This is a genomic window from Streptomyces sp. NPDC090021 (genome assembly GCF_044748225.1).
Classification (GTDB): Bacteria; Actinomycetota; Actinomycetes; order Streptomycetales; family Streptomycetaceae; genus Streptomyces.
This window is the reverse complement of sequence record NZ_JBIVFO010000006.1, coordinates 189,651-214,656: the sequence shown is the minus strand read 5'-3', so window position 1 is coordinate 214,656 and position 25,006 is coordinate 189,651. Positions and strand designations below refer to the sequence as shown.

The window sequence follows — 25,006 nt, the reverse complement described above, 5'->3', positions numbered from 1 at the left end:
TCCTCGTACTGGGCGTACTTGGACGATCCCGACAACGCGGCGAGCGTGCGTACCAGGCGTCGCGGGGCAGGCGGGACTTTCGAAACACGCCCTAGCGGTCGCGGTTCAGGCGCGTGGTGACCCAGAGCATCAGCATCAGGATGACGAAGGCGGCGCCGCCGGTCACGTAGGGGTTGAGGCTGTCGTGGTTACCGCCGTGCTGCTCGGCCCCCTCCGAGGCGAGGACGACCAGGTTGTGGGCGGTGGAGGAGAGGCTCATCAGGCAGGTACCTATCGAGTCGGGGAGCGGGCGGAGACTTCGCTCACATCGTATGCGGGTGCCCGGGGCACGCTCGCGCCGACTCAGGCGTTGGAGAGGATAGACGCATGGTGCGGCAGGTCGACCAGGGGAGGGCGCAATGACGGAGACGGGTTTCGAGAAGGTACCGGCGCGGGACCGCAGGAGGTTCCCCGGTATCTCCTCGCGGGCGTACGAGCACCCGGCGGACCGTTCGGCGCTGGTGGCGCTGCGCAGGCTGACCGGCTTCGACACGGTCTTCAAGACCCTCAGCGGGCTGCTCCCGGAGCGGAGCCTGCGGCTGCTGTTCCTGTCGGACTCGGTGCGGGTGGGCGAGACCCAGTTCCCGCACCTGCACGCGATGCTCCGCGACGCGTGTCACATCCTGGACCTGGAGAAGGTCCCGCAGATGTACGTGCAGCAGGACCCGCATCCCAATGCCATGTGCATCGGGCTGGACGAGCCGATCATCGTGGTGACCACGAGCCTCGTCGAGCTGCTCGACGAGGAGGAGATGCGGGCGGTGGTCGGCCACGAGGTGGGTCACGCGCTGTCGGGGCACTCGGTGTACCGCACGATCCTGCTGTTCCTGACGAACCTGGCGCTCAAGGTCGCATGGATCCCGCTGGGCAACGTGGCGATCATGACGCTCGTGACCGCGCTGCGGGAATGGTTCCGCAAGTCGGAGCTCTCGGCCGACCGGGCCGGGTTGCTGGTGGGGCAGGACGTGACCGCCTCGATGCGCGGCCTGATGAAGCTGGCGGGCGGCAACCACCTCCACGAGATGAACGTGGACGCCTTCCTGGAGCAGGCCGACGAGTACGAGAAGGGCGGCGACCTGCGGGATTCCGTCCTGAAGATCCTCAACATGCTGCCGCGCACGCACCCGTTCACCACGGTCCGGGCGGCCGAGCTGAGGAAGTGGTCGCAGAGCCGGGACTACCAGCGGATCATGGACGGCCACTATCCGCGGCGCGAGGAGGACAAGGACGCCTCGGTCACGGACTCCTTCCGCGAGTCGGCCGCGCACTACGCGGACTCGGTGCGCACCAGCAAGGACCCGCTGTTCAAGCTGGTGGGCGACATCGCGGGCGGGGCGGCCGACATGGGCGGCAGGCTCCGTGACAAGTTCACCGGCGCCGCAGGCGGCTCCGGTACGGACACGGCCTCCGAGGGCAAGGACGGTGCTACGGGGGGTGCTACGGGGCGGGGCTGACCGGGGCGCCCGGGGTCGCGGAGGGGGCCAGTACGCCGCACAGCCCGGCCGAGCGGCGGGGATGGCCGCTGGCGTACGGGTCGCTCGCGGCCGGTCCCACGGTGGTGGGGCCGGCCCCGGCCAGGAGCGGGCGGAAGCCCCCGGCCGGGTCGGCGGAGCAGTCCTGCGGTCCGGCCATCACGTAGGCCGATACCAGCTCCAGCCGGCGGGCGCTCAGGTCGTCGCGGTCGAAGCGCATCCGCAGCTCGCGCCGGACGGTGAAGAGCGACGCCCCGTCGGCCGCCGACGTGGCCCCGGTGGCCGGCCGTACGGCGTACACGAAGGTGTGATCGGTGGTGACCTCCAGGACGTCCTGGGCCACCTCCTCGAAGGCGAGGGTGCCGCTCACCCGGACCCGGGAGTCGGCCATCACGGCGGTGGCGGGATCGAAGCGGACGAGCCAGCCGGTGACCGCGTGCCGGCCGTCGCCGGAGGGCGAGGTCATGCTGCGGTCGAACTGCGCCAGCTGGTCGGGGTCGAGCAGCACGCGCACGGGCCGGGTGACGGATCCGGCCAGGACGTCGGGGTCCAGCGAGGACTGCACCAGGTAGTCCTTGGCGACGGACAGGGCGGTGACGACCTGGACGTCGGTGAAGTGGTGCGTGCGGCGCACCGCGGGCAGGGTGATGCCGGCCGCGCCGACCCGGTAGTCGGCGGCGGGGCTCTTCGCGAACAGCTCGGGCGGCAACCCGCCGGGCACGGCGTCGGCCGGCGCGAGCGGCACCACGGTGCTGGTGAGCGCCTGGGCGGGCCCGCCGGGCGGGGGCACGTACGGGTTGCGCAGCCCCAGGTAGACGGCGACGGCGAAGGCCGTGGCGATGAGCAGCACGAGCAGCATGCCCTGCCGCGCGCCCCGGCCGGGGGTGCTGGTCCGGGGCGCGGAGCCGCTGGACCAGATGGACCGGCTGCGGACGGCCCGGGCGTGCTCGCCCATGCGTTCCTCGGCGGAGTACTCCTGGAGCCGGGCGGCACGGACGAAGTGCTCGTCGAACACCACGGATCGGTACTCGTCCGACCGGAAGTCGTCCGACCGGAAGTCGTCGTCGCCCCCGCCGGTGCCGTCGGGGGCGCCGTTGGGTGGATCTCCTGGCACGGCCATCGCTTCTCCCCGCTGTCCCCGCTTCAGAGAAGCCCCCAGCTCCGGCGAACGCGAGTGGGGTCGTACTTTCAGGGTTGGCGTACTGAGGGGTACGTAAACGCGCCGACGCCGGTGACTTCACGCCTGGGGGTGCTGGCGGGCGCCGGAGCGGGGTCCGCTTCGCCCGAGGCACTGCGGTAGACGGCGCTGAAGGCGAGCGCGACCATGCCGAGGCCCATTACGAAGGCGAGCACCCAGGCGACGGGGCGCAGCCATGGTGCGCGGCCCCGGTAGGGGCGCAGGCTGCCGCCGTAGGCTCCGTATGGGCCGTCGGGGTGGCCGTGGCCCCGCTCGTGGTCGCCGCCGCGCTCCCAGGCGTACGCGTCGGCGTCGTACCCGTCGGGGTGGCCATAGCCGTAGCCGTCGTGGTCGTCGTCGCCCGTCCAGCCGCCGGCGACGGCACGGGCGGCTTCCGCCTCCGCGCGCGCCCGGTCGGCCGCCCGCTGGCGCTCGGCGGCGCTCGGTTCGTGCATCTCGGCGTTCCGGACGAAGTCCTCGTCGAACACCACGGAGGCGAAGTACTCTTCCGCGCCTCCGCGGTCGTCTGCATCGTCTTCGGGGGTCCCGTCGTCCGGGAACGGCTTGCCCCCCACGTCGTCCGGCACGGGAACAGCGTAGACCCGGGGGGCACCGTTGGGCAGGGTGTACGCCGAATTCCGGCCACCCGGGGTTGGTGGCGGGACTACCGAACGTGACCGTCGCCGGTGACGATGTACTTGGTGGAGGTGAGCTCGGGAAGCCCCATCGGGCCCCGGGCGTGCAGCTTCTGCGTGGAGATGCCGATCTCGGCACCGAAACCGAACTGGCCACCGTCGGTGAACCGAGTGGATGCATTCACGGCGACGGTGGTGGAGTCGACCAGCTGGGTGAAGCGGCGCGCGGCGGCCTGCGATGTGGTGACGATCGCCTCGGTGTGGCCGGAGGTCCAGCGGCGGATGTGGGTGACGGCGTCGTCGAGGGAGTCCACGACGGCCGCGGCGATGTCGTAGGAGAGGTACTCGGCGGCCCAGTCCTCGTCGGTGGCGGGGAGGGCGTTGGCCTTGGTGCCCTCGGCGGCGGCGAGGACGGCAGGGTCTCCGTGGACGGTGACGCCGGCGTCGGCGAGCGCGTCGAGGGCGCGCGGCAGGAAGGCGTCGGCGATCTCGCGGTGGACCAGGAGGGTCTCGGCGGCGTTGCAGACGGAGGGCCGCTGGGCCTTGGAGTTGATGAGGATGTCCACGGCCATGTCGAGGTCGGCCTGGGCGTCCACGTAGACGTGGCAGTTGCCGGTACCGGTTTCGATGACCGGGACGGTGGACTCCTCGACGACGGTCCTGATGAGGGAGGCGCCGCCGCGCGGGATGAGTACGTCGACGAGGCCGCGGGCGCGCATCAGCTCGCGGACGGAGTCGCGGGACTCGCCGGGGACGAGCTGGATCGCGTCGGCGGGCAGACCGGTGCTCAGGGCGGCGTCGCGGAGGATGGCGACGAGGGCGGTGTTGGAGGCGTAGGCGGAGGAGCTGCCGCGCAGGAGGACGGCGTTGCCGGACTTGAGGCAGAGCGCCGCGGCGTCGACGGTGACGTTGGGGCGGGCCTCGTAGATGATGCCGACGACCCCGAGGGGGACGCGGATCTGCCGCAGGTCGATGCCGTTGGGCAGGGTGCTGCCGCGGACGACCTCGCCGACGGGGTCGGGGAGGGCGGCGACGTCCCGTACGTCGGAGGCGATGGCGGCGATCCGCTCCGGGGTGAGGGTGAGGCGGTCGATGACGGTCTCGCTCGTGCCGGCGGCGCGGGCCTTGTCCGTGTCCACGGCATTGGCCGCGATGATCTCGGCGGTACGGGCCTCCAGCGCGTCCGCGATCGCCAGCAGGGCCGTGTCCTTGGCGGACCGCGGGAGTGGGGCGATGGCCGCGGCGGCGGTCCGGGCGCGGTGCGCGGTGGCGAGGACGGGCGAGGTGACGGTGGCGTCGTCGAGCGAGGTCATGCGGCCAGGGTAAGCCCACGCCGGTACCCCGCCGACGGGGTTCCATCCCGCGAGACGGGGCCTCGGGGGGTGCCGCTGCGCGGAGCCGTCCCCCCGCCCCGCCCTTTCTCCGTTTCCCGGGCTCTGCCCGGCCCCCTGCCTCACACGCCGGCGGGGCCGGCAGAGGCCGGGCTCCGCCCCGGACCCCGCGCCTCTTACGCGGGCGGGCCGGAGGAGCCCCGGCTCCGCCCCGGACCGCGCTCCTCGAACGCCGGCGGGGCCGGAAGAGCCGGGGCTTCGAGGTCAGTACGGGTGGACGCCCACCGGATGGGCCGGGGGCGGGCCGTAGCCCTCCGCGACGCGCAGGTGGTAGGTGGGCCGGTCGATGACCTCCAGGCCGACGATCTCCCACGGCGGCAGCTGCGCCGAGGAGCGGTGCTCGCCCCACAGGCGCAGGGCGACGGCCGCCGCGTCGTGGAGGTCACGGGCCTCTTCCCAGTAGCGGATCTCCGCGTGGTCGTCGGCGTACCGGCTGGTCAGGAGGAACGGGTGGTCATGGGCCAGTTGCTCCAGTCCCCGCCGGACCTCGGACAGCGGGGCCGGCTTGCCGGAGACGCTCAGGGTCACATGCCACAGGCGCGATCCCTGGTCCTGTTCGTGCTCGTGGCCGCCGCCGTCACCGTCCCCCGTGCCGACGCTGGTCAGTGCTCGTCTCACCAGCCGTCTCCTGTCTCCGCTACGCGTGTCCGCCTGCTCCGCCCATCACAGTTGACCAGTCCCCGGGCGGTCGCGCTGCGGTTTTGCCGAACCTCAGCCCTGGAGCAGGACCAGATCGTCACGGTGGACGACCTCCCGCTCGTACGCAGGTCCGAGTTCCCGTGCGAGCTCGCGAGTGGAGCGGCCCAGGAGCTGCGGGAGCTCCTTGGCGTCGAAGTTGACGAGGCCCCGGGCCACGGCGCGGCCGTCGGCAGAACGCAGCTCCACCGGGTCCCCGGCCACGAAGTCCCCCTCGACGGCCGCGATGCCGGCGGGCAGCAGCGAGCTGCCGCGCTGGGTGACCGCCCTGACCGCCCCGTCGTCGAGGACCAGGTGGCCCTGGGGGGTCGAGGCGTGCTGGAGCCAGAGCAGCCGGTCGGCGGAGCGGCGCCCGGTGGCGTGGAAGAAGGTGCCGGTCCCCCGGCCCGCCAGGGCGTCGGCGGCCTGGCTGGCGGAGGTGAGCACCACCGGGATCCCGGCGGCTGCCGCGATCCGGGCCGCCTCGACCTTGGTGACCATGCCGCCGGTGCCCACGCCCGCCTTGCCCGCGCTGCCGATGGAAACGTGCGCGATGTCCTGGGGGCCGCGGACCTCCTCGATGCGGGTGGTGCCGGGCAGGGACGGGTCGCCGTCGTAGAGGCCGTCGACGTCGGAGAGCAGGACGAGGAGGTCCGCGCGGACGAGGTGGGCGACGAGGGCAGCGAGCCGGTCGTTGTCCCCGAAGCGGATCTCGTCCGTGGCGACGGTGTCGTTCTCGTTTACGACCGGGAGGGCGCCCATGGCCAGCAGCTGGTCGAGGGTGCGGTACGCGTTGCGGTAGTGGGCGCGGCGGCTGGTGTCGTCGGTGGTGAGCAGCACCTGGCCGACGCGCAGGCCGTACCGCGCGAAGGAGGCGGTGTAGCGGGCGACGAGCAGGCCCTGCCCGACGCTGGCGGCGGCCTGCTGGCGGGCCAGGTCCTTGGGACGCCGGCGCAGGCCCAGCGGGGAGAGCCCGGCGGCGATGGCTCCGCTGGACACCAGGACGATCTCCTTCTCACCGCCGCTGCGGGCCTTGGCCAGGACGTCGACGAGCGCGTCCACCCGGTCGGCGTCGAGTCCGCCGGCCGCGGTGGTCAGGGAGGAGGAGCCGACCTTGACCACGATCCTGCGGGCGTCCACGACACCTTGCCTAGCCGCTGACACGTTCTTTCCCCTTGCCCCTTGCCTTCGATGCCTGCCACCTCAATCTACGGGGTGGCGGACCGGAGCCGCTCAGGGGTTTCAGACCGTGGACGAGGTCCTGGCCCGCCCCTGGCGCTCGTCCCCCTCGGCGGCCCGGGCGGCGCCGGGCACCAGGATCTTGCGGGACAGCAGGAAGGTGAACGGGATGGCCACGATCGCCGCGACCAGCGGGGCGATCCGGGTGTCCATCCCGGCCCAGGTCACCAGGGCGTACAGGCCGACGGACTGGATGACGTAGTTGGTCACGTTCGTCAGTGGGAAGAGCAGGAACTTCTTCCAGGTCGGCCGGGTCCGGTAGGTGAAGTAGGTGTTCATGAAGAAGGAGCCGACCATGGCCAGCCCGAAGGCGAGCGAGTAGGCGGCGAAGTACGGCATCCACGGGTGCAGGAGGAGGTAGATACCGAAGAAGGTGCCGGTGTTGACCCCGCCCACGAGGGCGAAACGGAATACCTGGCCGAGCTGTTCCGTGCGGGTCATCGGGCGCTGCGCTCCACGATCGTCGGCTCCGCGGCCGGGGTGGTGCCCGCGGTCCTCGGCAGGGTTCCGGCGCCGTGCGACTCCTTCACCAGGAAGTGCGGCCGGCGCTTGGTCTCGTAGTAGATGCGCCCGATGTACTCGCCGACGAGGCCCAGCATGATCAGCTGGACGCCGCCCAGGCCTGTGATGATGGCCACAAGGGTGACGTAGCCCGGGGAGTCCACGCCGTTGGTGATCGCCATGACGATGATCCACAGCGCGTACAGCCCGGTCAGGGCGACCAGCGACACGCCGAACCAGATGCCGATCCGCAGCGGCCGGTTGTTGAAGGAGATCAGGCCGTCCATGCCGTAGTTGAGCAGGGAGGCGAACTTCCACTTGGTCTCGCCGGCCTCGCGCTGGGCGTTGCGGTAGTCGAAGTGGACGGTGTCGAAGCCGATCCAGGAGAACAGGCCCTTGGAGAAGCGGTTGTACTCCGGCAGGGACAGCAGGGCGTCCACGGCCGGGCGGGACAGCATCCGGAAGTCGCCGACTCCGTCGGCGAGTTCCACGTCGACCCAGCGGTTGACGCCCCGGTAGTAGAGGCGGCTGAGCGCGGAGCGCACCTTCTTGTCGCCCTCGCGCGTACGGCGGGCGATGATCTGGTCGTGGCCCTGCCGGTAGTGCTCCAGCATGGTCGCGATGAGCTCCGGCGGGTGCTGCAGGTCGGCATCCATGATCACGACGGCGTCGCCGGCGGCCTCACGCAGACCGGCGAGCATGCCGGCCTCCTTGCCGAAGTTGCGGCTGAAGGAGATATAGCGGGTCTGTTCGCCGTGTTCCGCTGCGATCTTCCGGAGCTTGTCGAGGGTCCCGTCGCGGCTTCCGTCGTCGACGTAGCAGACCTCGTACTCGACGGGGAGGGCGTCCAGGACCTTGCGGATCTCCAGGTCGAACCGGTCGATGGCGGCTTCTTCGTTGTAGCAGGGGACAACTACGGACAGCTTGGTCATGAACACTTCCTGCTGGATCCGAACGGGTGATTGTCGGCGACCGGACCCGCCTCTCACCTCTTCCTTAGAAGTATGCACGGAGAGGAGCCGCCGGGAGGGTCGCCCTGCCTGAGCCGAGGGCGGCACACGGTAGCTTTGACGGGATAAGCGGAATGAGCGGAACGAAACGAAGGGATCGAGGTGCACGTGCCCGACGTCTCCGTGGTCGTCATCGTCTACAACGACGCAGAGCGTCTGTCGACAGCAGTCCAGTCGGTTCTCGACCAGACGCTTCAGGGCGTCGAGGTCGTGATCGTCGACGACTGCAGCCAGGACCGCTCCTTCGCGGTCGCCCAGGAACTCGAGTCCGCGCACCCGGGGAGGGTGCGTGCCTTCCAGCTGCCGCAGAACAGCGGCGGCTGCGGCGCGCCGCGCAACCACGGCATCCAGCAGGCGACCGGAACGTACGTGATGTTCCTGGACAGCGACGACGTGCTGGAGCGCAACGCCTGCCGGAACATGCTGGCCGCCGCCGAGCGGACCGGCTCCGACCTGGTCTCGGGCATGTGCGTCCGCGTGCACCTCGACAACCGGTGGGGCAAGACCACCGAGTGGTACCCCTGGATCTACTCGCGCACGCGCACCCTGGAGTCGATCACCGAGTTCCCGGACCTGCTGGTCTACGACACCCTCTCCACGAACAAGTGCTACCGGCGCGCGTTCCTGCTGGAGCAGGGCCTGGAGTTCCCCGTCGGCATCCACTACGAGGACCTGCTGTTCTCGGCGCAGGCGTACGTGGCGGCCCGGCGCATCACGCTGATCCCCAACCACGTCTACTTCTGGAACGTGGTCGAGAAGGCCGCGGCCAAGTCGATCAGCAACCGGCGCCACGAGATCGCGAACTTCGTCCACCGGATGGAGATCCACCGACGCGTCGACGAGCTGCTCGCGGCCAAGGGCCACACGGACATCAAGTCCGCGAAGGACGCCAAGTTCCTCAAGCACGACCTGGTCCTGCACCTGCGTGACCTGCCGCTGCTGAGCGACGAGTACCGCCAGGAGTTCGCGGGCCTCGCCAACGGCTACCTCGCCGGCATCGACCCGGAGGCGTACGAGCACGTCACCCACCTCCAGGCGATCTGCGCGTACCTGCTGGGCAAGGAGGACTGGGATAACCTGCTCCCGGCCGCCGACGCCATGATCAACAAGGGCCGGCTGACCTCCCCGCTCGCCGAGCGCGACGGCCGCGTCTACTGGTGCGCGCAGCACATCGACGGCCCCGACGCCGCCGAGGCCCGGCGGATACTGGACGTGACCGAGCTGGGCTTCCACACCACCCCGCTCCCCTCCCTCACCCTGGGCAACCGCCTCACCTCCTACGAGGACGACAGCCGCGGCACCGTCACGCTGTCCGGCACCGTCGTGAACCCGCTGGGCCGCATCGCCGACGACGCCGAACTGAAGGCCACGCTGGAGCTCCGGGCCCGCCGCCAGGTCGGCGTGCGTTCCTTCAGCTTCCCCGTGGCGAGCGTGCGCCACGCCGGTGACACGATCGAGTGGCGCACCACCGCCGACATCGGGGGCACCGTCCGGCCCCTCGGCATCATCGACGCCGTCTGGGACGTCCGCCTCAGACTGACCGCCGGCGGCGAGAAGATCATCACCCGCGTCTCGGTCGGCGGCCTCGACCTGGACTCGGCGGCCCGGCTGCGCGTCCGGCCGCGGCTGACCCGTCTGGTCTCCGACCGCTTCACGGCGGAGATGACCAAGAAGGGCAACCTCTCCTACGTCCTGACCGCCGAGGGCGCCGCGGCCGTCCGCACCCAGTCGCTGATCAACAACGCCATGCAGGGCAAGGCGGCCGGCGTGGTCAAGCGGGGTCTGCGCAAGGCGCTGCGGGCCCGGCGCAACCTGGGCTCCGGCGAGCAGAAGGTGCGGATCTACCACGAGGTCTTCTCGAAGCTGCCGATCAAGAAGGGCACGGTCGTCTTCGAGAGCCACATGGGCAAGCAGTACAGCGACAGCCCGAAGGCCGTCTACGAGGAGATGGTCCGCCAGGGCGCGCCCTTCGAGGCGATCTGGTCGTACGCGGGCGCCAGGCCCACCGGCTTCCCCAAGGAGGCCACCCTGGTCAAGCGCTGGAGCTGGCAGTACCTGCGCGCCCTGGCCCAGGCCGAGTTCTGGGTCGACAACCAGGGCTTCCCACTGGCCCTCGCCAAGCGGCCGGGCACCACGTACATCCAGACCTGGCACGGCTCCGCGCTCAAGCGGATGGGCTTCCACGAGCCCCGCACCAAGGCGCAGGGCCGGGCCGGGCAGGACCGCTTCCAGGCGGCGGTCGACCGCTTCGACCACTTCCTGATCCGCTCCGAGCACGACGTCCGCACCCTCGCCAAGGGCTTCCGGCTGCGCGACGAGGTCCTGCTGCGCACGGGCTATCCGCGCAACGACGCCCTCGTCGAGGCGCACCGGGCCGAGGCGGACAGCGGCGAGCGGGTACGCGGCGCCCTCGCCGCGGAACTGGGCATCGACCCGGACAAGAAGGTGCTGCTGTACGCGCCGACCTTCCGGGCGGGCGCGGACGGCACGGTGGAGGGCTTCACCTTCCCCTTCGACGTGGAGGAGTTCGCGGACCGGCTCGGCGACCGCTTCACGCTGCTGGTGCGCACCCACTACCTCAACAGCGTCTCGCTGCCGCCGTCGGTGGCCGGCCGGGTCGTCGACGTCTCGCGGCACCACGACATCACCCCGCTGCTGGCCCTCGCCGACGGACTGATCACCGACTACTCGTCCGTGATGTTCGACTACGCGGTCCTGGACCGGCCGATGGTGTTCTTCGCGTACGACTACGAGGAGTACGCCACCGACATCCGCGGCACGTACTTCGACCTGAAGGAGAAGGCTCCGGGTCCGGTGGTGGCGACCGCCGACGAACTCCTGCAGGCGCTGGCGGCCTTCGAGGAGGCGGACGCCAAGTACGCGGAGGCGCGGCAGCGTTTCCTCACCGAGTTCGGCGAGTACGACCGCGGGGACGCGGCCCGCCAGATCGTCGAGAAGTTCTTCACCAGGAGCGGCAAGTGAGCCGGGACATCTTCATCGTCTCCAACAGCGTCGACGAGATCGGCGGCGTGACCACCTGGTCGCACCAGATGGCCCGGCAGTTCACCGACCGCGGGCACCGGGTGCACATCGTCGGCATCACGCCCGTCGCCGAGGAGATCCGGCAGAAGCTGCCGCAGGACCTGCCCTACGCGACGACCACGCTGTACGAGGCCCACCCGCCGTCGGCGCGCCGGCTGCGCGGCATCAAGGGCCGCCTGAACGCGCCCGAGCGGCGCCGCCAGGCGGCCCGACGGGCGCAGATGCAGGTCAAGGCGGACCGGCTGAGCGAGCTGCTGCGCGGGGCCCGCCCGGGCGGGGTCGTCATCGTCACCCAGGTCTGGGCCATGGAGTGGGTGGCGCTCGCCGACACCAAGGGGCTGTCCGTCATCGGCATGAGCCACGAGTCGTTCGAGGCCAGCCAGAAGTCCACCCGCGCCGAGCGGGTCCGGCGGTACTACCCGGAGGTCGACCGGCTGCTGGTGCTCACCCCCGAGGACGCGGACCTGTGGATCCGGGCCGGCATGGAGAACGTCGGCAGCATGCCGAACCCGATCCCCTTCATGCCCGCCACCCCCGCTCCGCGCACCGGGAAGGTCGTGGCCAGCGTCGGCCGCCTCGCCTTCGAGAAGGGCGTCGACCTGCTGCTCGACGCGTGGGCGGACGCCGCCCCGCAGCACCCCGACTGGGTCCTGCGGATCTACGGCGCGGGCGTGGAGGAGGCGGCGCTGCGGGCGCACTGCACCACGCTCGGCCTCGACGACAGTGTCGAGTGGATGGGCAGCACCGACGACGTGCTCGGGGCGCTGCGCGAGGCCTCGGTGTTCGCGCAGGCCTCGCGCGCCGAGGGCTTCCCGATCACCCTGCTGGAGGCGATGGCGGCGGGTGTGGCTCCGGTCGCCTTCGACTGCGCGCCGGGCGTACGGGAGATCGTCGAGCACGGCGAGGACGGTCTGCTGGCCCGGCTGGGCAACACGATGGAGCTCGCCGGACACCTGCACGCGCTGATGTCCGACCGCGAGCTGCGCGACCGGCTCGGGGACAACGCCTTCCGTTCGGTGAAGCGCTACTCCAGCACCGAGATCACCGACCGGTGGGAGGAGCTGTTCTCCTTCCTGGAGCGCTGAGCGAACACCGCACGTGACACGGCGAAGCCGCCCCTCCCGGACACCTCCGGGGCGGGCGGCTTCGTCGTACGGCCGGGGCGGTGCCCGTCAGGCCTTGTGCACGTCGCGGTGCGCGTCCTTGCGGGCGACCTTGTTGGCCTCCCAGCCGGCCCAGGCGGAGGTGACCATCTCGCTGACGTCGTGGCGGGCCTTCCAGCCGAGGACGGCGTTGATCCTGTCGGCGGAGGCCACCACCTTCGCCGGGTCGCCGGGGCGGCGCGGGCTGATCACCGGGGCGCGGTCGTGCCCGGTGCCCTTGTTCAGCAGCTCGACCATCTCGGCGACCGAGACGCCCTCGCCGCGCCCGATGTTGACGGTGAGGTCCTTGTAGTCCTCGGCCGCGGCCCACTCGGCCAGCTTGCGGGCGGCCGCCACGTGGGCCTCCGCCAGGTCCTCGACGTGGATGTAGTCGCGGATGCAGGTGCCGTCCGGCGTCGGGTAGTCGTCACCGAAGATCTTGGCGCCCTCGCCGGCGTCGTACCGCTCGAAGACCATCGGCACCAGGTTGAAGACACCGGTGTCCGCGAGCTCCGGGGACGCGGCGCCCGCCACGTTGAAGTAGCGCAGGCAGGCGGTGGAGATGCCGTGCGCCCTGCCCGCGGCGCGGACCAGCCACTCCCCGGCCAGCTTGGTCTCGCCGTACGGGCTCAGCGGCGCGCACGGGGTGTCCTCGGTGACCAGGTCCACGTCGGGCATGCCGTACACGGAGGCGGAGGAGGAGAAGAGGAAGTTGCGCACGCCCGCCTCGGCCACGGCCTGCAGCAGGACCGTGAGGCCCTGGACGTTCTCGTGGTAGTAGTACAGCGGCTTCTCGACGGACTCGCCGACCTGCTTCTTGCCCGCCAGGTGCACCACGCCCGTGATCCTGTGCTCGCGGAGGGTCTTCTCCAGCACCAGCCGGTCCAGCACGGAACCGACCACCAGCGGGACGCCCTCCGGGACGCGGTCCTCGTTGCCCGTGGACAGGTCGTCGAGGACGACGACCTGCTCCCCCGCGAGCAGCATCGCGCGGACGACGTGCGCGCCGATGTAACCGGCGCCACCGGTGATCAGAAACGTCATGTGTATCTCCTTGGTCCTGTCCGACTTCGGTGGGGAAAGCACAGCGGGGCGCGCCGGGGTTCAGCCCGCCGCCCGGGCCACCCGGGCCGCCCGGGCCCGGTGGAGGCGGTTGCGTACGAGGTGCAGCGCCCCCTCGGCGCCCGGCGCGAGGCGCAGCGCGAGCGCGCCGGCCCCCGTCCGGTAGGGCTGCGCCAGCAGAACACCGTACCGGCTGCTGGGCAGGGCCCGACGGCGGAGCAGCCGGCCGCGGGGGCGCAGGGAGGTGAACACCGAGCTCCCGTCGGCGCACCGCACGCCCACCCCGACGTTCCACGCCTGCATCCTGCGCAGCCCCTGGCGGCGGCCGGTGACGGCCAGGCCAGCGAGACGGAACGGCAGCACGGCCGTCCAGCCGCCGCCGCGCTCGGGCAGCAGCTCGACCGGGCGCGCGAGGACGGGCTCGCCCCCGGCGCGGGGCATGAAGCTCAGGCGGGCGGTCTGCGGACCGGCCTCGGCGAGGCGCCCGTAGAGGTCGTGCACACGGATCCGGACGGCGCCCCGGCCGGCCGGCTCGGCGTCGACGACGACGGGCAGCTCCTCCGCCGGCAGCGTCGTCAGGCCGTCCAGCGGGACGGGAAGCTCCTCGCTCCACACCGGCTCGCCGGAGGCGCCGACGGCGTACGGGGGCAGCAGGCGCGGCGGCTGCGCCGCGAGGCGGGTGAGCCGCTCGACGTCGGCGGGCGGCGTCGCGGTGGCGCGCAGCACCCGTACGATCCAGCGGGCATGGGAGGCGGCGGCCTCGATGTCCGCCTCGGCGAAGGTGTCGAGGTACTCGCGGGTGAGGGTCCACCAGGCGGCCCGGTAGTCGGGGTCCGTGCCCAGCTCGCGCAGGTACATGCACAGGTCGTACTCAAGGAACTTCACGTGGCAGGCGCTGCCCAGGACCGGGGAGGCCGCGGCGAGGGTCCGGGCGGCCGTGCGGTGGGCCTCGATGCGCGAGCGCCAGTTCCCGACGTCCTTGCGGTCCAGGGAGATCGACACCTGGGCGGCGCCGCGGCGCACGTGCCAGACGTAGACGAGGTCGCCGGTGACGGCGATGCGGGGGGCCGCGGCGAGCACGCGGGACGTGAAGACGAAGTCCTCGTAGACGAAGCGGCCGTCCGGGAAGCGCAGGCCGTGCTCCTCCAGGAAGGCGCGCTCGTAGAGCTTGTTGACGCAGAGGGTGTCGCGGACGAGCTCGGGCCGGTCCGCGGGGCGCTCGATGACGTCGCCCGGGGTGTGGAGACCGGGCATCCACGGCACGTCGTGCTGCTGGGGCAGCTCGCGCCGCACGGCCGCGCCGACGGTGACCGGGGCGCGGTGCTCCTCGGCGGTGCGCACCAGGGTGTCCGCCGCTCCCGGCGGCAGGATGTCGTCGCTGTCGAGGAAGAGCACGTACCGGCCGGACGCCGCCGCGATCCCGTCGTTGCGGGGGGTGCCGCACCCGCCGCTGTTCTCCGTCCGGTGCACGACCTTGAGGCGGGGATGGACGGAGGCCAGGTCGTCCAGCACCCGCGCGGTGCCGTCGGACGAGGCGTCGTTCACCGCGATGACCTCGGTGACCACCGGGCCCTGGGCGAGGGCCGAGGAGACGGCCTCGCCCACGAGCCCGGCGTCGTTGTACGCGATGACCACGACGGAGACCGTGGGGAGGTTGCTGCTGTTCACCCGGAGGATCCTAGGCGACCCGCGTAAAGACGCCTTCAAACCCTCCGGGACGGCTTACCTCGGGAGGAGACTAGAACGGCCGGAATTCGTCGTACTCCTTCTGCGCCGAGTCCCCGCGCCGGGCTTCCTTCTCCTTGCGGCGCTGGGTGGCCGGGCGCGGCGCCTCCATGCGGTGGTCCTCACCGCGGCGGCCCAGCATCTCAGCACCGGCCATCATGGTCGGCTCCCAGTCGAAGACGACCGCGTTCTCGTCGGAGCCGATGGCGACGCCGTCGCCGGCGCGGGCGCCGGCCTTCTTGAGCGCGTCCTCGACACCGAGGCGGTTGAGCCGGTCGGCCAGGTAGCCGACGGCCTCGTCGTTGTTGAAGTCGGTCTGGCGGACCCAGCGCTCCGGCTTTTCGCCGCGCACCACGTACACGTCCTCGGCCTCGTCGTAGGCGACGGTGAAGCCGGCGTCGTCCACGGCCTTCGGGCGGATGACGATACGGGTCGCCTCCTCCTTCGGCTTGCGGGCGCGGGCCTTGGCGATGACCTCGGCGAGGAAGTAGGAGAGCTCCTTCAGGCCCGTACGGGCGACCGCGGAGACCTCGAAGACCTTGTAGCCGCGCGCCTCCAGGTCGGGGCGCACCATGTCGGCGAGCTCCTGGCCGTCCGGGATGTCGACCTTGTTGAGGACGACGAGGCGCGGGCGCTTCTCCAGGCCGCCGCCGTAGAGCTTGAGCTCCTCCTCGATGACGTCGAGGTCGGCGATCGGGTCGCGGTCGGTCTCCAGGGTGGCGGTGTCCAGGACGTGCACGAGCACCGAGCAGCGCTCGACGTGGCGCAGGAACTCCAGGCCGAGGCCCCGGCCCTGGCTGGCGCCGGGGATCAGGCCCGGGACGTCGGCGATCGTGTAGACGGTCGAGCCGGCGGTGACGACGCCCAGGTTCGGGACGAGGGTGGTGAAGGGGTAGTCCGCGATCTTCGGCTTGGCGGAGGAGAGCACCGAGATCAGCGAGGACTTGCCGGCGCTCGGGAAGCCGACCAGCGCCACGTCCGCGACGGTCTTGAGCTCCAGGACGATGTCGCCGGTGGTGCCGGGGACGCCGAGGAGGGCGAAGCCGGGGGCCTTGCGGCGGGCGGAGGCGAGCGCGGCGTTGCCGAGGCCGCCCCGGCCGCCCTCGGCGGCCACGTAGGTGGTGCCCTGGCCGACGAGGTCGGCGAGCACGTTGCCCTGCTTGTCGAGGACGACGGTGCCGTCCGGAACGGGCAGGATCAGGTCCTGGCCGTCCTTGCCGGAACGGTTGCCGCCCTCGCCGGGCTTGCCGTTGGTGGCCTTGCGGTGGGGGCTGTGGTGGTAGTCCAGCAGGGTGGTGATCGCCTGCTCCACCACCAGGATGACGTCGCCGCCACGGCCTCCGTTGCCGCCGTCGGGGCCGCCGAGCGGCTTGAACTTCTCCCGGTGAACGGAGGCGCAGCCGTGGCCTCCGTTACCCGCGGCGACGTGCAGCTCGACGCGGTCCACGAAGGTGGTCATGGTTGTTCCTCCAGATACAGCGGTGATAGTCCGGAATGTCCGGTGGCAGGCCTTGCTGCCCATTAAACGTGTCCATGGGACAACGCGCCGAGGGCGGACCTCTCTTCCCGGCCTGAGCCGGGAAGAGCTGAGATCCGCCCTCGGGAAGTTACGAACGCTCGATCAGCCGAAGCTGGATCAGGCGGCCGGAACGATGTTCACGACCTTGCGGCCACGGTGCGTGCCGAACTGCACGGAACCGGCCTGCAGCGCGAACAGCGTGTCGTCGCCACCACGACCGACACCCGAGCCCGGGTGGAAGTGGGTGCCGCGCTGGCGGACGAGGATCTCGCCGGCGGAGACGACCTGACCGCCGAAGCGCTTCACGCCGAGCCGCTGGGCATTGGAGTCGCGCCCGTTCCGGGTGGACGATGCGCCCTTCTTGTGTGCCATGTCTCAGTCCCTCTTACTTCGCAGCCGCGGGGATACCGGTGACCTTGATCGCCGTGTACTGCTGGCGGTGACCCTGGCGACGGCGGTAGCCGGTCTTGTTCTTGTAGCGCAGGATGTCGATCTTGGCGCCCTTGTGGTGGTCCACGACCTCGGCCGTGACCTTGATGCCGGCCAGGACCCACGGGTCGCTGGTCACGGCGTCGCCGTCGACAACGAGCAGGGTCGAGAGCTCGACCGTGTCGCCAACCTTGGCAGTGGAAATCTTGTCAACCTCAACGATGTCGCCGACAGCAACCTTGTGCTGGCGACCACCGCTGCGCACGATGGCGTACACGCGGATCTCTCTCTCACTCGATGGGAACCCCTGAAGCCAGCCGGCCCCGCGGGAACCCGCAGACCGGCCTCCCCCGCGCCGCGAGGCGGTTCGGGGGGTGAGGTGCTCAGTGGATGGCATGCACGTAGACACGCCGACGGTCAAGGTTACGGGCCCCGCCCTGAGGGGTCAAACCGGGGCCCGCCGCAGGACGCCCTGGGGCAGGCCCTCAGGAGCCCACCCCAGGTCACGTCACAGCTCCCTCACCCGGATCGTCACCTCCTCCGCCATCACCGGCTTGTCGAGCCAGACGGCGATCTCCACATTGTCGGCACCGACGGGGAATCGCAGGTAGGACATTTCACCCACGATGTCCGAAAGCACTAGGACCCGGCTCGGACACTCGATGACTCCGGTGAACGAAGGTTGCTCGCCCTCGACCGTCACGTCGTTGCCGATCCGCACGCACACCTCCCCGAAGTCTCCATGCAGGACCGTGATGGTCACGCACGCCTCATTGGCCGAAACCGGCTGCCCGTCCGGATCTGCGTCGGGGATGTCCGCAACCCCATCCACCGGCTCGAGTCTCAAGATTCCCCACGGCACGTTCGCCAGGAATTCTTCCATCCACCATCCTCCTCACTTGAACAAAGAGTCGCACGCCACAGGGAGGCTACCAATCCTTGTATGGATTAATTCCATCCTTAATCATTTGAGCCGCAGCCCTCCCTTGCTTACCACTGCAATCCATACACTGGGGGAGCAGATGCTGTTCGACATCCTTGTCGACGAATGTGGAGACAGGCTGATGATCCTTGACCCACGTCCCATTGGGATAGCCGGACGTGCGAGTACCGCAGGTGTGACAACCATACGTGTTTCCATTTGCATTATTTAGAGCGATTTCCTCCTTCGTCCAGGATCGACCCTGATTCCGCGCCGGAATCGACTCCCCCAAGAACTCGCCGGGGAAGAAGAGCTTGCATGCATCACCATATCCACCCTTCCTACCCCCGACGTTGTGAACGAGGAGAGGGGTAGTCCCGGCAAGCACATAATAGGCGTGAATGTCGTCGATAGTGAGATCGTGAGTTCGACGCACTTCATTGAAGAAACGCATCCCGGAAAGCTCAACCGTGGCACCTGCAGGAGTGCGCAGAACCATTCTCGGCCGGAGGTCGCCGGCGTCGACGAACCGCTGTTCCGCCTCGACCCAGAAAGGATGGGTCACGGTCGAGACCAGTGACGCGTCGCCCGAACCACTGTTGACCGTCAGGTCGACGAAGTTCTTGTCATCCTCGGTGACAATCGTGGCCACCACTTCCCGCGTGACCGTCTCGCCGCTGATCAGGTCCGTGGTGGCAACCCGATCCCCTATCTCGACATCCTCGATCTTCTTCGTCGATCCGTCACTGAGCAGGACTTCCGTGCCGGGCAGGAAGCTGTGCGGCGCGGACGTTGGGCAGCTCCCGCCAGAACCCGCAAAGCGAGCCTTGGCTGCCGCCAGGGCCCCCTTGGCCTTTTCGACCTTCTCCGAGGTCTTGAACCAGTCCTTGACCCCGTTCACCAGGTCGAGCGCGAGCCCGCCCAGCTTCTTGATGAGGGCCCCGGCCTTCTTCCACTCGGTCGGCCACCCGTACTTCTTGAGGACCTTGCCTGCGATGCCGCCGGCGAAGCTGCTCGCGATGTTGAGCGCCGTTTCACCACACGCGCCGAGGTCGCCGCTGGAGAAGCAGTCCAGGGCCGCCGTCACACCGAGCTCGTCCATGAGGATCTTGGTGATCTGCTTGACGGCGTTCTTGATCTTCGTCTTGGTGTGGTTGTGCTCGCTCTCCGCATTGCGCAGGTTGTTTTCCGCCTCCGTGGTCGGCGGGTCATCGTTCTTGTCGGGCTTCGGGGTCCACTTACCGCCCGTGCAGTCGTCCCTGCCCCGGCAGAACTCCCGCTCGTCCGGGTCGTACAGACCGCTCGGGTCGCTCGCGGAGACCGGGCGGTTGTGCGCATAGGCGTACGCGTTCAGCTGCTGGGCGTCACTCGTGTCGACGACCGGGTCCGGGGTGATGAACTTGCCCAGGAACGGGTCGTACTCGCGGGCCCCGATCGTCGTGAGGCCCGTGGACGCGTCGATCGTGCCGCCGACGAAGCCCTTCTCCCCCTTCCAGGTGCCCTGGGGGGTTCCGCGGCTGTTGCCGTACGGGTCCATCCGCCGCTGGGTGACCGCACCCGTCGTGGCGTCGATCGACATCTCGGCCGTGCCGTGATGGTCGGAGGCCAGGAACGACAGCTTCTTGTCCGGCGTGCGGATCGCGACGCTCTGTCCCGCGAAGGCGTAGTAGCGCGTCGCCTTGGCCGTGGTCGCCCCCGCGTCCAGACGCAGCTCCATGCCCGGCAGGTACACGGTGGTACCGGTGGCGTCCTTGCGCTGGACCCGGCCGCCGTCGGGGCCGTAGAGGAACGTCGTCTCCGACGCCTCGTTCTTGTCCGGCGTGGTGACGTCGTCCGGCTGACTGTTCCTGACCGGGTCGCCGAGGGCGTTGTACTCCAGGGTCTGGGTGTTGCCTCCGATCGTGCGGGTGGTGGTGTTGCCCACCGCGTCGTAGCCGTAGGTGTACTGGCGGTCACCGGTCGGGGTGTTCTCCACGACCTTCTGGACCTGGTGGCTGCCCGCCTTGTAGGTGAAGGTGCGCTTGACGTCCTTCGTGGCGTTCAGCCCGGTGTCGTGCGCCGTCTCGGTGAGACGGTTGCCGACCGAGTCGAAGGTGTACGAGTTCCAGTACGGAGCCGGGCCGCCCAGCGCGGCGGAGCCGGGGGCCGTGTTGCAGGCCGCCGGACCCGAGCCGGACACCGGGACCTGGCTGCCGACCGTGCCGGCCGCGGCGGCCGCGGCCTTGGTGGTCGCCGGGGTCCAGGACTCCGTCATACGGGCCTGGTAGTCGTACGCGAAGCACTGCAGGTCGGGCGTGCCGCTGCCGGCGACGTCGGCGATGGACCGGACGTTGCCGATCTGGTCGTAGGAGTAGTTCGACTCCTTCACCGGACCCGTGGTGGAACCGTAGACGTCCACCTTCGAGCTCATGAGCCGGTCCGTACCGGTCTCGTACCGGAAGGTCTGCCAGACCTTCTTGCCGCCGTTGTTCAGCTCCAGCTGCTGCAGGAGGGTGCGGCCGGACCAGATGGCGTTGGTGACGTACGACGTCGTGCCCGTCATGCTCTTCAGGCGCTGGATGTCGTCGTAGCCGTAGGCGAGGGTCTCGGCGTCGAGGCCGCCCGCCGCCGGGAGCGAGTCGCTCTGCTTGGTGCCGTCACGGTTGTAGGCGCTGGCGAAGACGTAGGTGCCGGACAGGCCCGCGCCGGAGGAGGCGGGGACCGTGTAGGCCGTCTTCAGCGGCTGGTAGAACTCGTCCATCGCCTGGGTGACCGAGGCGAAGTACTCCGTCGCGTTGATGTAGCGCAGCGAGGCCCACTGCCTGCCCAGCCAGCCCGCCTTGTCGTACCGCTGCTCGGTGAGCTTGGTCCCGGTGTTTGCGGGGCCGTCCCACGTCGTCAGGACGCGGTCGAGCTTGTCGTAGACCGTCGAGACCGTCTTGCCGCGGGCGTCCGTGGTGGACGTCGGTCGGTCGGCCGCGTCGTAGGTGGTCGTGCGCTTGCCCGAGTCCGGGTCAATCGCCTCGACCGGCCGGTCGAGTTGGTCGTACTTGTAGGTCCACACGTTGTTCGCCGGGTCGGTGAGCTGCTTGAGCTTGCCCGTCGGCGTGTACGCGTACTTGGTGGTGTCGTAGCCGGAGGTCGGACCGTTCGGCACCGGGGAGGCGCCCTTGTAGTGACGTACCTCGGTGGTCCGGCCCTGGCCGTCGGTCAGCCTCGTCGTGGGTGTGCCGCCGACCGGCGGGTCCACGTGGGTGCGGTCGCCGCCGTGGACGATCGTGGTGCGCCACTGCTCGCCGCCGGCCACGGCGGAGATCTGCGCGGTGATGCGGCCCAGACCGTCGTACTCGTAGAGGGTCTGCGCGCCGACGTCGCCGTTGCGGACGATCAGCAGCTCGCCGGAGGCCGCGCCCGCCGCGTTGTACGTGGCGTTGACCTTGGCGATCTTGCCGGTCGGCGTGTAGAAGGTGTCGGCCACCATGCGGGTGCCGGAGGGGCCTTCCGTCTGCTTCTGACGCGGACGCAACAGGCTGTCGTAGAGCTCGTACTCGGCGCCGTAGGAGCCGTCGATCTCGATCTTCTCGGTCTTCACGAAGACCGGCTTGTCGAGACGGTAGTTGTAGCTGTACTTGACGCTCGGCGTCTGGCCCTTGCTCTTCGAGCGGTCCGGGAGCCAGACGGAGACCAGCCGGCCGAGCGGGTCGAACGCGAGGTCGCCGCGCTTGCCGTTCGGGTCGGTCTGCCCGGTGGACAGGCCCCAGGCGGGGTCGAAGTCCCTCGTGTTGACGTGGCCGAGGGCGTTGGTGACCTTGGTCTGGGAGATGAGGCCGTTGACGTCGGTGTACGCCGTCTTGGTCTCCGCGCCCAGGGCGTCGGTCTGCGAGGCGGGCCGGCCGAAGGCGTCGTACGTCGTCGTGCCGGTGACCTTGTAGGTGGCCGTCGTCCCGTTGTGGGACGTCATGCGCTCGGTCTGGGTCGCGTTGCCCACGGTGGGCGCGGCGCCGAAGGCCAGGCCGTCGTACGCGGTGCGCTCGTCCGAGATCACCTGCGTCCTGCGGTCCGGGGCGGTGGCGCACTTGACCGAGACGGACTCGACCCGGGACGCCACGCCGAGGATGTTGGCCGCCGCGTTGTCCGCGTACGACGTGCGGGTGCAGGTGTCGTCGGCCGTCGTCGACAGGTCGCCCAGGTCCTCCGCCTCCAGGATCCGGCCGGTGCCGTTCGTCAGGTCGTACGTCGCGTTCGACTCGGTCTCGCGGCGGCCGTCGCCGCCCTCGGTCACCGTGTAGCCGCGTGTTTTGACGGTCCTGGTGAACGATGCGTGGCTGGTGCCCCAGGTGTTGGTGTCCGTCGCGGTGTAGTGCCGCATCGGAGTCTTGATGACCTTGGAGACGAGCTTGTCGCCGTCGTAGGTGGCGGACTCCAGCTCGTGGCCGCTGAACTCCTTGTGGTCGGAGTATGTGCCGCCCTCGGAGTCGTTGACCGTCACCGAGCGGGCGGTGCCGTCCGGCTTCTTGTCGCCGTCCAGACCCTGGAGGTACGTGTAATCGATGCGGGTCCTGGTGGTGGCGGCGCCGCCGGTGGTCACCTTGACCTTGCCGTAGCCCTGCCAGCCGCCCCAGGTGAGGTACTTGTCCTCGGTCATGCCGTCGGGCTCGGCCTTACGCCAGCCCGCGGGGCCCTGGTAGTCGTACTCGGTGACCTGTTCCGGGGCGCCGCCGGTCCGGTCGGTCTCGATGACCCGGGCGACGACGTACTTGTGGAACCAGTCGGTGATCGGGTCGAGGAATCCCGGCGGGGACCAGACGACCGGGTAGCAGCGCTTGGTGGACTCGCCCGGCTTGGGCAGGGCGTCCTTGGTGCACTCCGCCGGGGCGTAGTTGACGTCCAGCTGGGCGCCGGTCTCGCTCAGGACGGTGGACAGGCGGAAGCGGTAGAAGGGATCGATGCTCTCGTTCAGGCCGTCGACCCGGTTCTTGAGCTGGGTTCCCATCAGTTCGACCGAGGGGACCTTGGCGGTGCCGCCCCTGCGGCCCTCGTGGTCGATCTTGGACAGCCACAGGGTCTTGGACTGGTCGCCGTTGTCGGTGAACTGGTGGGTGAACGTCCAGGCCTCGACGTCGTCGTAGGTCGTGGCGTCCTTGCGGATCTGCGTGGTGACGCCGGTCAGCCGCTGACGGGTCCAGAAGGAGGCCGCGACCTGGGTGGCGTTGCACTTGGTGCTCGGCGCGCAGTACCGGTCCATCGGGACGTCCGGCCAGTGGGCGGCGTTCGCCGTCTTGAAGTCGCCCGGGAGACACTTGAAGGTGTCGGTCTCCAGGCACCGCTGCTTCGTGGTGAACACGACGCGGGCCGGGGCCTTGGCGGAGTAGACGGTGGCCTCGCGCTGGCCGTAGTCGATGCGCTTGAGGTAGCCGCCCGCCGTGTACGGGGTGCCGTTGACGTCGGTCTTGCCGTTCAGGGCGTAGTGGTTCGTCTCCTTGTTGAAGAAGTACGACATGACGTTGCCCTGGCGGTCCTTGACATAGTCCAGGTTCCAGCGCCAGGCCTGCTGGCAGGAGGCTTTCGCGAAGGTGGCGTTGTAGCAGGGCTCACCCGCGTTGTTACCGAAGACGGGGGCCGTCCAGACGGACGAGGTCTCCTCGTTGCCCGTGGCCCAGCCCGGCAGACGGTTCTTGCCGAAGTGGTACTCGGTACCGTCGGTCGTGGTGATCTTCCAGTGCTCGCCGTCGTTGTCGCCGTTCACGGCGCCGGTGAGCTGCTCGACCTTGGACCCGTCGTCGGACGCGAGCCGCCACTTGCCGTCGGCGTCACCCTTGATCAGCTCGGTGGCCGAGCCGTTGAGCATCACGGTGGCGTTGTCGAACGCCCAGCACTGCTCGGCGGAGGACGACTGGCCGTCCTTCGCACAGGGCTTGTAGCGGCGCTCGACGTAGCCGGGCTCGTAGGAGAAGCCCTCGCCCAGCCAGGATCCCTGGTTGTTGGTGTCGGAGGTACGGCCGTCCGCGGACTGTGAGGAGTAGCCGAGGCCCACTGTCGGCACCAGGCCGCCCGGAACCGGGGGCGTGCGCAGCGGGTACGACCAGGAGAAGCCGCCCGAGGAGTTCGACACGCTCCACTTCGCCGACGGGGCGAGCGGAGTGGCCGCGTAGTTGCCCTGCGAGGAGGAGCCGCCCGCCGCGAGGGCGACCATGGAGCCGCTCGCCGCGGGACCGGCCGCCATCACGGACATGCCGGCCGGACGCGCCGGAGCGGTCAGGTCCGCGGAGACCGTCTTCGTCTTCGCGTTGTTGACCGTCTTGAGCGGCTTGGGAAGTTCGGGGCAGGCCGCGGTGCCGGGGTCGGCGACCGCCGCACAGGCCGGGAGCTCGACCAACTGGAGGCGGGATCCGTAGCTGCCGCCGAAGCCGTCCGCGAAAGCCGCGTAGTCGACGTGCAGCCGGACCTGACCGCCGGCGGCGGCCTGGTCGGCCCGCTGGACGCGCAGCAGGGCGCCGGCGCCGAGCTGGGTGGCGCGCTTCGGGTCGACGACGTCGACGCGGACCTTGCCGGGCTGCTTGGCCCCGCCGATGGCGGCCACGGAGAAGGAAGTGGCCGAGGCCTTCGCTCCGGCTTCCTTGGGTGCGGTGACGGTGACGGGCAGGCCGCCCACCTTCACCTGGGCCGCAGGCATTGCGCCGGTGGCCGGGACGGCCAGTTCGGCGCTGCCCGCGCCGGGCCAGACGGGCTTGTCCAGCTTCTTGACGGCCGCCTTGGCGGTGGCGTTCGCCGGGCGGCCCTTGGACTTGGCCTTGGTTCCCTTGACGGGGTCGCCGAAGTTCTGGACTCCGGGCCGCTTGGTGCCGCCGGGGGCCGTTTCCAGCGCCTGGACGGACGAGGCGGACAGGGCGAGGCTCAGGCCGATGACGACTGAGCCCAGTGTTCGCCGGTGTATGCGCCGACTGAGCGGTCGGCCGCGTAGAGACATCAGTGCACTCCACAGAAGAGGGGCAGGAAGGTACTGCGGAAGCGGACAGGTGTGCCCGCCCTGCGTGGGGCGGGCACACC

The 25,006-nt window shown here is 70.2% G+C and carries 18 protein-coding genes; 3 read left to right on the top strand and 15 right to left on the bottom strand.

Annotation, left to right across the window (positions count from 1 at the left end; genetic code table 11):
• Positions 1-91: 91 nt before the first annotated feature.
• Positions 92-259, bottom strand: a complete 168-nt coding sequence (locus tag ACIPXC_RS06665; protein ID WP_401614159.1) for a hypothetical protein — start codon at positions 257-259, stop codon at positions 92-94.
• A 139-nt stretch (positions 260-398) separates the two neighbouring features.
• Between ACIPXC_RS06665 and ACIPXC_RS06660 the strand changes: the two genes are divergently transcribed.
• Entirely contained in the window at positions 399-1,493 is a 1,095-nt protein-coding gene (locus tag ACIPXC_RS06660) for a M48 family metallopeptidase (RefSeq protein WP_401614157.1), read from the top strand.
• On the opposite strand, the gene ACIPXC_RS06655 is transcribed toward ACIPXC_RS06660, so the two are convergent.
• From ACIPXC_RS06655 to ACIPXC_RS06625, 7 genes are all read right to left on the bottom strand, one after another.
• The gene (locus tag ACIPXC_RS06655; protein ID WP_401614155.1) at positions 1,477-2,631 is read right to left on the bottom strand and encodes a hypothetical protein; all 1,155 of its coding nucleotides are present in this window, start codon (positions 2,629-2,631) and stop codon (positions 1,477-1,479) included. The genes ACIPXC_RS06660 and ACIPXC_RS06655 overlap by 17 nt on opposite strands.
• Positions 2,632-2,699: 68 nt before the next feature.
• Positions 2,700-3,275, bottom strand: a complete 576-nt coding sequence (locus ACIPXC_RS06650) for a hypothetical protein (protein ID WP_401614153.1) — start codon at positions 3,273-3,275, stop codon at positions 2,700-2,702.
• Between the two features lie 77 nt (positions 3,276-3,352).
• Positions 3,353-4,636 carry a glutamate-5-semialdehyde dehydrogenase gene (locus ACIPXC_RS06645; protein WP_401614151.1) on the bottom strand — a complete coding sequence of 428 codons (1,284 nt, stop codon included), beginning with the start codon at positions 4,634-4,636 and terminating at the stop codon, positions 3,353-3,355.
• A gap of 282 nt (positions 4,637-4,918) precedes the next feature.
• Positions 4,919-5,320: a hypothetical protein gene (locus tag ACIPXC_RS06640; RefSeq protein ID WP_386457730.1), complete on the bottom strand. Its 402-nt coding sequence runs from the start codon at positions 5,318-5,320 to the stop codon at positions 4,919-4,921.
• A gap of 105 nt (positions 5,321-5,425) precedes the next feature.
• Positions 5,426-6,553 carry a glutamate 5-kinase gene (gene proB / locus ACIPXC_RS06635; protein WP_401614149.1) on the bottom strand — a complete coding sequence of 376 codons (1,128 nt, stop codon included), beginning with the start codon at positions 6,551-6,553 and terminating at the stop codon, positions 5,426-5,428.
• Positions 6,554-6,631: 78 nt separating this feature from the next.
• Positions 6,632-7,069 carry a GtrA family protein gene (locus tag ACIPXC_RS06630; RefSeq protein WP_401614147.1) on the bottom strand — a complete coding sequence of 146 codons (438 nt, stop codon included), beginning with the start codon at positions 7,067-7,069 and terminating at the stop codon, positions 6,632-6,634.
• A complete protein-coding gene (locus ACIPXC_RS06625; protein ID WP_401614145.1) occupies positions 7,066-8,061 on the bottom strand; it encodes a glycosyltransferase family 2 protein in 996 nt (331 codons plus the stop codon). The genes ACIPXC_RS06630 and ACIPXC_RS06625 overlap by 4 nt, the downstream gene beginning before the upstream one ends.
• Before the next feature lie 180 nt (positions 8,062-8,241).
• On the opposite strand from ACIPXC_RS06625, the gene ACIPXC_RS06620 reads away from it, so the two are divergent.
• Positions 8,242-11,121, top strand: a complete 2,880-nt coding sequence (locus tag ACIPXC_RS06620; RefSeq protein WP_401614143.1) for a CDP-glycerol glycerophosphotransferase family protein — start codon at positions 8,242-8,244, stop codon at positions 11,119-11,121.
• Complete coding sequence (locus ACIPXC_RS06615; RefSeq protein ID WP_401614141.1) at positions 11,118-12,266, top strand: glycosyltransferase; 1,149 nt, start codon at positions 11,118-11,120, stop codon at positions 12,264-12,266. The genes ACIPXC_RS06620 and ACIPXC_RS06615 overlap by 4 nt, the downstream gene beginning before the upstream one ends.
• Before the next feature lie 87 nt (positions 12,267-12,353).
• Here ACIPXC_RS06615 and galE read toward each other — a convergent pair whose 3' ends face one another.
• The 7 genes from galE to ACIPXC_RS06580 all read right to left on the bottom strand — a co-directional run bounded on the left by galE (position 12,354) and on the right by ACIPXC_RS06580 (position 24,926).
• Positions 12,354-13,367 (bottom strand): UDP-glucose 4-epimerase GalE, encoded by a 1,014-nt coding sequence (galE, locus tag ACIPXC_RS06610; protein ID WP_401614139.1) that lies wholly within the window; start codon positions 13,365-13,367, stop codon positions 12,354-12,356.
• 60 nt (positions 13,368-13,427) lie between these two features.
• Positions 13,428-15,053 carry a glycosyltransferase family 2 protein gene (locus ACIPXC_RS06605; RefSeq protein ID WP_401614137.1) on the bottom strand — a complete coding sequence of 542 codons (1,626 nt, stop codon included), beginning with the start codon at positions 15,051-15,053 and terminating at the stop codon, positions 13,428-13,430.
• Positions 15,054-15,123: 70 nt separating this feature from the next.
• Complete coding sequence (obgE, locus tag ACIPXC_RS06600) at positions 15,124-16,569, bottom strand: GTPase ObgE (RefSeq protein WP_030957724.1); 1,446 nt, start codon at positions 16,567-16,569, stop codon at positions 15,124-15,126.
• A gap of 177 nt (positions 16,570-16,746) precedes the next feature.
• On the bottom strand, positions 16,747-17,001 hold the full coding sequence (gene rpmA, locus ACIPXC_RS06595) for a 50S ribosomal protein L27 (protein ID WP_030840805.1): 255 nt from the start codon (positions 16,999-17,001) through the stop codon (positions 16,747-16,749).
• 13 nt (positions 17,002-17,014) lie between these two features.
• Positions 17,015-17,335, bottom strand: a complete 321-nt coding sequence (gene rplU, locus ACIPXC_RS06590; RefSeq protein WP_015033583.1) for a 50S ribosomal protein L21 — start codon at positions 17,333-17,335, stop codon at positions 17,015-17,017.
• A gap of 231 nt (positions 17,336-17,566) precedes the next feature.
• Positions 17,567-17,941, bottom strand: coding sequence for a hypothetical protein (locus tag ACIPXC_RS06585; protein WP_401614135.1), 375 nt, complete (start codon positions 17,939-17,941; stop codon positions 17,567-17,569).
• A 46-nt stretch (positions 17,942-17,987) separates the two neighbouring features.
• The gene (locus tag ACIPXC_RS06580; protein ID WP_401614133.1) at positions 17,988-24,926 is read right to left on the bottom strand and encodes an RHS repeat-associated core domain-containing protein; all 6,939 of its coding nucleotides are present in this window, start codon (positions 24,924-24,926) and stop codon (positions 17,988-17,990) included.
• Positions 24,927-25,006 lie beyond the last annotated feature (80 nt).

What these genes read in the sequence shown, in the direction of transcription:
- ACIPXC_RS06665 (WP_401614159.1), bottom strand. Translation starts at nt 259, where the DNA reads ATGAGCCTCTCCTCCACCGCCCACAACCTGGTCGTCCTCGCCTCGGAG.
- ACIPXC_RS06660 (WP_401614157.1), top strand. Translation starts at nt 399, where the DNA reads ATGACGGAGACGGGTTTCGAGAAGGTACCGGCGCGGGACCGCAGGAGG.
- ACIPXC_RS06655 (WP_401614155.1), bottom strand. Translation starts at nt 2,631, where the DNA reads ATGGCCGTGCCAGGAGATCCACCCAACGGCGCCCCCGACGGCACCGGC.
- ACIPXC_RS06645 (WP_401614151.1), bottom strand. Translation starts at nt 4,636, where the DNA reads ATGACCTCGCTCGACGACGCCACCGTCACCTCGCCCGTCCTCGCCACC.
- ACIPXC_RS06630 (WP_401614147.1), bottom strand. Translation starts at nt 7,069, where the DNA reads ATGACCCGCACGGAACAGCTCGGCCAGGTATTCCGTTTCGCCCTCGTG.
- ACIPXC_RS06625 (WP_401614145.1), bottom strand. Translation starts at nt 8,061, where the DNA reads ATGACCAAGCTGTCCGTAGTTGTCCCCTGCTACAACGAAGAAGCCGCC.
- galE (WP_401614139.1), bottom strand. Translation starts at nt 13,367, where the DNA reads ATGACGTTTCTGATCACCGGTGGCGCCGGTTACATCGGCGCGCACGTC.
- obgE (WP_030957724.1), bottom strand. Translation starts at nt 16,569, where the DNA reads ATGACCACCTTCGTGGACCGCGTCGAGCTGCACGTCGCCGCGGGTAAC.
- rpmA (WP_030840805.1), bottom strand. Translation starts at nt 17,001, where the DNA reads ATGGCACACAAGAAGGGCGCATCGTCCACCCGGAACGGGCGCGACTCC.
- ACIPXC_RS06585 (WP_401614135.1), bottom strand. Translation starts at nt 17,941, where the DNA reads ATGGAAGAATTCCTGGCGAACGTGCCGTGGGGAATCTTGAGACTCGAG.
- ACIPXC_RS06580 (WP_401614133.1), bottom strand. Translation starts at nt 24,926, where the DNA reads ATGTCTCTACGCGGCCGACCGCTCAGTCGGCGCATACACCGGCGAACA.